6 protein-coding genes and 1 pseudogene are annotated in these 6,000 nt (G+C 68.8%); 4 read left to right on the forward strand and 3 right to left on the reverse strand.

Going from position 1 to position 6,000, the window contains the following annotated elements; genetic code table 11:
* Window positions 1–46: 46 nt before the first annotated feature.
* From ACFY2B_RS43910 to ACFY2B_RS43920, 3 genes are all read right to left on the reverse strand, one after another.
* Window positions 47–445: a molybdopterin-binding protein gene (locus tag ACFY2B_RS43910; protein WP_390768671.1), complete on the reverse strand. Its 399-nt coding sequence runs from the start codon at window positions 443–445 to the stop codon at window positions 47–49.
* Between the two features lie 196 nt (window positions 446–641).
* Window positions 642–1,160: a hypothetical protein gene (locus tag ACFY2B_RS43915; protein ID WP_390768672.1), complete on the reverse strand. Its 519-nt coding sequence runs from the start codon at window positions 1,158–1,160 to the stop codon at window positions 642–644.
* 103 nt (window positions 1,161–1,263) lie between these two features.
* Window positions 1,264–3,219 (reverse strand): amino acid transporter, encoded by a 1,956-nt coding sequence (locus tag ACFY2B_RS43920; RefSeq protein ID WP_390768673.1) that lies wholly within the window; start codon window positions 3,217–3,219, stop codon window positions 1,264–1,266.
* A 424-nt stretch (window positions 3,220–3,643) separates the two neighbouring features.
* Here ACFY2B_RS43920 and ACFY2B_RS43925 point away from each other — a divergent pair, with 424 nt between their 5' ends.
* From ACFY2B_RS43925 to ACFY2B_RS43940, 4 genes and pseudogenes are all read left to right on the forward strand, one after another.
* Window positions 3,644–3,817 (forward strand): hypothetical protein, encoded by a 174-nt coding sequence (locus ACFY2B_RS43925; RefSeq protein ID WP_390768674.1) that lies wholly within the window; start codon window positions 3,644–3,646, stop codon window positions 3,815–3,817.
* Complete coding sequence (gene kdpF, locus ACFY2B_RS43930) at window positions 3,814–3,903, forward strand: K(+)-transporting ATPase subunit F (protein WP_390768675.1); 90 nt, start codon at window positions 3,814–3,816, stop codon at window positions 3,901–3,903. The genes ACFY2B_RS43925 and kdpF overlap by 4 nt, the downstream gene beginning before the upstream one ends.
* An 8-nt stretch (window positions 3,904–3,911) precedes the next feature.
* The gene (gene kdpA / locus ACFY2B_RS43935; RefSeq protein WP_390768676.1) at window positions 3,912–5,573 is read left to right on the forward strand and encodes a potassium-transporting ATPase subunit KdpA; all 1,662 of its coding nucleotides are present in this window, start codon (window positions 3,912–3,914) and stop codon (window positions 5,571–5,573) included.
* Window positions 5,573–6,000, forward strand: a pseudogene (locus tag ACFY2B_RS43940) (potassium-transporting ATPase subunit B); the annotation flags it as partial. The gene kdpA and the pseudogene ACFY2B_RS43940, both read left to right, overlap by 1 nt.

Raw genomic sequence — 6,000 nt, forward strand, 5'->3', positions numbered from 1 at the left:
AGGCTGTCCTGTCCGGCGGTCGGCCGAGGCCGGTGGAGGCCGCCGCTCACACGCGGTCGATGTGCACGTTCGTCGACTTCACCCGGGCGGTGGCCTCCATGCCGACCTCCAGCCCCAGTTCCTCGACGGCCTCCCGGGTCAGCAGCGAGACCAGCCGGTGCGGGCCCGCCTGGATCTCGACCTGGGCCGCGACGTCACCGAGCTTGATCGCGGTGACGATCCCGGGAAAGGCGTTGCGGACCGACGTGTACGAGGCGTCCTCGTCGCCCGTGCCCGCCGCCCTGGCCAGCTCGACCGAGAACGCGGCGAGATCCCTGCCGTCGATGAGCCGCCGCCCGGCTTCGTCGCGATGGGTCGTCACCCGACCCGCGTCGGCCCAGCGGCGGGCGGTGTCGGGGCTCACGCCGAGCAGCCGCGCCGCCTGGCCGATCGTGTAGGACTGCATGCCGGTCACGATAGGGCTACGGGCCGGGGTCGGCGCAGTTGGGGCGGGCTGTCGGGTACAACGCGATACATCGGCACACGGAGCGTCGGCGCGCGGGCGCGGACCTCCGGAGGCGGCGGTGCCCGGCCGTCGCCGGCACCGGGGCGTCCGTGTTCACGGCCGGGCGGTGGCGGATCGCTCCGGCCGCGGCGGTGGGTCAGGACATTCCGGATGCCTTGAGCACGGCCCGGGCCTCCTCGTCGTCGATCGCCCGCTCCAGCCGGTGGAGTACGTCCGCGCCTTGGACCAGGGTGCCGTTCCGCAGCGAGTGGCGCAGTCCGGTGTCGACCTCGTGCCAGAGGAACGGATTGGCGGCGAGGACCCGGGTGTCGAGTTCGAGGCGCCCGCCGTGGACGTCGCGGAAGATCAGCTGCGAGGCGGCGCCCTCGTACTGGCGGACCCCCACCAGCGCGTCCGTGCGGACCGTCCGCCGGGACAGCGGCCCGCGCACGGACAGCCAGCCACGGCCGGCGGCGACCCGGGGCGGCAGCAGGAGCAGCCCGATGGCGGCGGACAGCGCGAGCCACAGCACCGCGCGCACCGGTGTGAAGGTTCCTGCCGCGCAGTCGGTGAGGACGGTCAGGGCCCCGAAGGCGACCGCGCAGACCACTGCCAGCCGGGCGCTGCCGCGCCAGTGGCGGTCGCCGGCCGGGGCAGGGGATGCGCCGCGTTCCATGTAGCCGAATCTAGGCCGCTCGGGCTGTCGCGACATCTCGTGCTGATGGGGTTCTGACGCCGGCCGGGCACTTCTTGACGGCCCTCTGACGTGGGTGTTCCCGTCAGCCGGTGTGGACGCGCGGGCGCCGGCCGCGGTCCGGCTCCGCTTCGCGCAGCACCTCGCGGGTGACCGGGGCGACCTCACCCTGGCCGAACATGAAGAAGCGCAGGAAGTTGGCGAAGGGGTTGCCCTCGGTCCACTCGAAGTAGATGTGCGGGGTGCACCCCGTGACGTCCCGGACGTGGAGCAGGAGCGCGGCGAGGGCGTTGGGGATGGAGGCGGACTCCAGGGTCAGGACGCGGTAGCGGTTGTGCAGGACCTCGCCGTGCACCGTCAGACCCGCCTCGAACTCGGACGGGTCGGTGACCGTCACCTCGACGAAGACGAAGTCCTCCTGCTCGGGGAAATCGTTGTCCTTGCGGATCTGCTCGACCTTGTCGCGGTACTCGGCCTTGTCGCGCCGGTCGGGTTCATTGGCGATGAAACGTATCTTCCGACTGGCCATGTCCCGGACGAAGCGAGCCGCCATGTCGTCCAGGGTCACGCTCGTCACGCGCAGTTCGAAGGCCCTGGCCAGCCGGGACAGCAGCGAGACCAGGATGATGCCGGCGATGAAGCAGGCACCGATCTTCACACCGTCCGGGCGCTCGATGACGTTGGTGACGGTCGTATAGAGGAAGACGGCCGAGACGACGGTGAACGCGATGGCCCACTTGCGCTGTCCCGCCTTGCGCGAGGCGATGGTCACCGCGATCGCCGCGGAACTGATCAGCACCAGCACACCGGTGGCGTAGGCGCCGCCCTGCGCGTCGACGTCGGCGTTGAAGATCCAGGTCACCAGGAACGCGATGAGGGTGAAGACGATGACCATCGGGCGCACCGCGCGCGCCCAGTGCGGGGCCATGCCGTAGCGGGGGAGGTAGCGCGGCATGAGATTGAGCAGACCCGCCATCGCGGAGGCACCGGCGAACCACAGGATCGCGATGGTCGAGACGTCGTACACCGTGCCGAAGGTGTTGCCCAGGTACTCGTGCGCGAGGTAGGCGAGCGCGCGCCCGTTGGCCTGGCCGCCGGACTTGAACTGGTCCGCCGGGATCAGCAGCGTGGTGATGAAGCTGGTGGCGATCAGGAAGCAGCTCATGATCAGGGCCGCGGTGGTCAGCAGCTTCTTGGTGTCCCTGATCCGGCCGGTGGGGCGCTCCTCGGTGTCGGCGGGGTCGCCCTGGACGTGCGGCATGACGGCGACCCCGGTCTCGAAGCCGGAGAGGCCGAGGGCGAGCTTGGGGAACACGATCAGGGCCAGCCCGATCATGACGAAGACATTGCCGTGTTCCGCGGTCAGGGCGCCGGACCAGTCGGTGATGACATGGCCGGCCGTGGCGACGTGCCACAGGCCGTCGACCACGACGACGAGGTTCAGTACGAGATAGATGCCGACCAGCGCGACGGCGACCCCGATCGCCTCCAGGAAGCCCTTGAGGAACACCGCGCCGAGCAGGGCCACCAGGATCAGGGTGATCAGCATCTGCTGGTCGTGCAGGACGCTGTGCAGATGCGGGTTCTCGATCAGGTGGGTGGAGGCGTCGGCGGCCGACAGGGTGATGGTGATCAGGAAGTCGGTGGCCGCGAAGCCCAGCAGCGTCAGGACGAACAACTTGCCCTTCCAGAACGGCAGCAGCCGTTCCAGCATCGCGATCGAGCCCTGGCCGTGCGGGCTCTCCTCGGCCACGCGCCGGTACACCGGCAGGGCGCCGGCCAGTGTGACGATCACCAGCACGATCGTCGCCACGGGGGAGAGCAGACCGGCCGCCAGCGCGGCGATGCCTGGCTGATAACCGAGGGTCGAGAAGTAGTCCACACCGGTCAGGCACATCACCCGCCACCACCGCTGCCCCTTGTGGGCGGGCGCCGGTTCGGCATGGGGTCCGGTCAGACCGCCCTTCCTGCCCATGTCGGACAGGCCCTCCAGCATCCAAGCGCGCAGCCGCCCGGTAGGAGGGTGTTCGGTCGTGGCCATCGGGGGTGCTCCTGACGTGCTGCTCAACCCTGGTTTTCGGCCATCATCCGGACGGCTGCACCAGCGTAAGCAGAGAGTGACGCGTGAGCCTGTGGATCAGCAGGTCCGGGACATCAAGCTTGCGTTAAGAAACACCTGGCGGGCGGCGTCGGCACCGCGCGGGTCGGGGTGGGGCCCGGCGGCCGCGCGTTGGGCTGTATGGCGGAAGCGGGCCGTCGCGCGCGGGGCGGTCGCCCGGCCGCGCCTCCGTACCCCGCTCAGCCGCCCTGTCCTGTGCCGGAGCGCGCTCGCCGGCCGGTCCGTGGGGTGGTGCGCAGGCGCCGCAAGGAACCGGTGACGGGGACGACCGGAGGCGGGGGCCGCTCTGCTCCGGCATGCTCGACGACATCGTCAAGGCCCCGTCAAGGGAGATCCGCGGCGCCGTATGGAATCCATCAGCGGGAGCGACCTCCCCCGCAGGGAGTCCGCCCCTGTTTCGCATCTGTTCCCCTTCGCATCGTTCCGGGAGTTCGTGATGGCAGATGTGGCTTTCGTCGTCACCACGATCGTGCTGTTCGCGCTGGTGGCCGTCGTTGCCAAGGGAGTGGCGAAGCTGTGACCGTCGAGAACGCCGTCGGTCTGGTCGTCGCCGTGCTCCTGCTGGTTTATCTCGTCCTCGCTCTGATCTTCCCGGAGAGGTTCTGAGTGCCGATATGGGTCCCGTGCCGGCCGGTGTGCTGCAGTCGCTCGCCCTGCTGGGCGCACTGTCGCTCGTCCATGTTCCGCTCGGTTCCTATATGGCCCGGGTGTATTCCGCCGGCCGGCACTGGCGGGTGGAGCGGTGGGTCTACCGGGCGATCGGAGTGAATCCGGATACGCAGATGCACTGGCCCGCGTATCTACGCGGCGTGCTGGCATTCTCCACGGTCGGTGTGCTGTTCCTGTACGTGGTGCAGCGGGTCCAGGGTGTGCTGCCGGGTTCGCTGGGTTTCTCGTCCGTGGATCCGGCGCAGTCGTTCAATACGGCCGTGTCGTTCGTGACGAACACGAACTGGCAGTCCTATTACGGCGAGCAGACCATGGGCCATGTCGTCCAAACGGTGGGTCTGGCGGTGCAGAACTTCCTCTCCGCGGCCGTGGGTATGGCGGTCGCGGTGGCATTGGTACGTGGTTTCGCCCGTGTGCGCACCGGCGATCTGGGAAATTTCTGGGCCGATCTGGTCCGGAGCACCCTGCGGATCCTGTTGCCGTTGGCGGTGGTTGCGGCGGTGGTGCTGGTGGCGTGCGGGGCGATCCAGAATTTCTCCGGTATTCATGAGGTCGGACAGTTCACCGGGGGGTCGCAGCAGTGGGGCGGGGGTGCGGTCGCCTCCCAGGAGGCGATCAAGGAGCTGGGGACGAACGGTGGCGGGTATTTCAACGCCAACAGCGCGCATCCCTACGAGAATCCGACGCCGTTCTCGGACCTGTTCGAGATTTTCTTGTTGCTGGTGATTCCCGTCGCGATGACCCGTACCTTCGGTGTGCTGGTCGGCTCGGTCCGGCAGGGCTACGCGATCCTCGCGACGATGGCCGTGATCTGGGTGGGGTTCGTGGCGCTGATGATGTGGACCGAGTTCGCGCATCAGGGTCCGGCCCTGAAGGCGGCGGGCGCGTCGGCGGAGGGCACGGAGGTCCGTTTCGGGGTCGGCGGCTCCTCGGTCTTCGGGGTGTCGACGACGCTGACGTCGACGGGCGCGGTCAATTCCTTCTTCTCGTCGTTCACGGGGCTGGGCGGCGGGATCGCCATGCTCGGCATGATGCTGGGCGAAGTCGCACCGGGCGGTACCGGTTCCGGACTGTACGGGATTCTGATCATCGCGGTGATCGCGGTGTTCATCGCCGGCCTGATGGTGGGGCGTACGCCTGAATACCTGGGCAAGAAGATCGGTTCCCGCGAGATCAAGCTCGCCGCCTGCTACATCCTGATCACTCCCGCGCTGGTGCTGGTTTTCGCGGCGCTGGCGATGGCGTTGCCCACTCCGCGGCATTCGATGCTGAATCCGGGCGCCCATGGGTTCTCGGAGGTGCTGTACGCGTATACATCGGCCGCGAACAACAACGGTTCGGCGTTCGCGGGGCTGAATGCGAATACGGACTGGTTCAACACGACGACGGGGCTCGCGATGCTGCTGGGCCGTTTCCTGCCGATGGTGTTCGTGCTGGCGCTCGCGGGTTCACTCGCCGGGCAGAAGCCGGTTCCGGTGACGGCGGGGACCTTGCGCACGGAGAAGCCGTTGTTCACGGGGCTGCTGGCGGGCGCGGTTCTGATCATCACCGGTCTGACGTACTTCCCGGCGCTGGCGCTGGGTCCGCTGGCCGAGGGGCTGGTGTGATGACGCCTCGGGTACCGAACGAGGGCCCGAAGCAGGAGGGACCCGGGCAAGGGGCTTCGACGTCCGCCTCCTCCACTCCCACCAGGGCGCCGCACAGCGACGTACCCACCGGGCACAAGCCCGCCGGGGGACGGGTAGGAGCGGGTCTGTTCGATCCCCGGCAGCTGGTCAAGTCGCTGCCGGAGGCGTTCCGCAAGCTCGACCCGCGGGTGATGATCAAGTCGCCCGTGATGTTCGTGGTGTGGGTCGGCTCCCTGCTGACCACGGCGTTCTCGGTGGCCGATCCGGGTGACTGGTTCGGCTGGGCGATCAGTGCCTGGCTGTGGCTGACGGTGGTCTTCGCGAACCTGGCGGAGGCGGTCGCGGAGGGCCGTGGCAAGGCGCAGGCGGACACGCTGCGCAAGGCCAAGACGGACACCGTGGCCCG

The sequence above is a fragment of the Streptomyces sp. NPDC001270 genome, assembly GCF_042896695.1.
Lineage (GTDB): Bacteria > Actinomycetota > Actinomycetes > Streptomycetales > Streptomycetaceae > Streptomyces.

What these genes read in the sequence shown, in the direction of transcription:
- ACFY2B_RS43910 (WP_390768671.1), bottom strand. Translation starts at nt 445, where the DNA reads ATGCAGTCCTACACGATCGGCCAGGCGGCGCGGCTGCTCGGCGTGAGC.
- ACFY2B_RS43915 (WP_390768672.1), bottom strand. Translation starts at nt 1,160, where the DNA reads ATGGAACGCGGCGCATCCCCTGCCCCGGCCGGCGACCGCCACTGGCGC.
- ACFY2B_RS43920 (WP_390768673.1), bottom strand. Translation starts at nt 3,219, where the DNA reads ATGGCCACGACCGAACACCCTCCTACCGGGCGGCTGCGCGCTTGGATG.
- ACFY2B_RS43925 (WP_390768674.1), top strand. Translation starts at nt 3,644, where the DNA reads ATGGAATCCATCAGCGGGAGCGACCTCCCCCGCAGGGAGTCCGCCCCT.
- kdpA (WP_390768676.1), top strand. Translation starts at nt 3,912, where the DNA reads ATGGGTCCCGTGCCGGCCGGTGTGCTGCAGTCGCTCGCCCTGCTGGGC.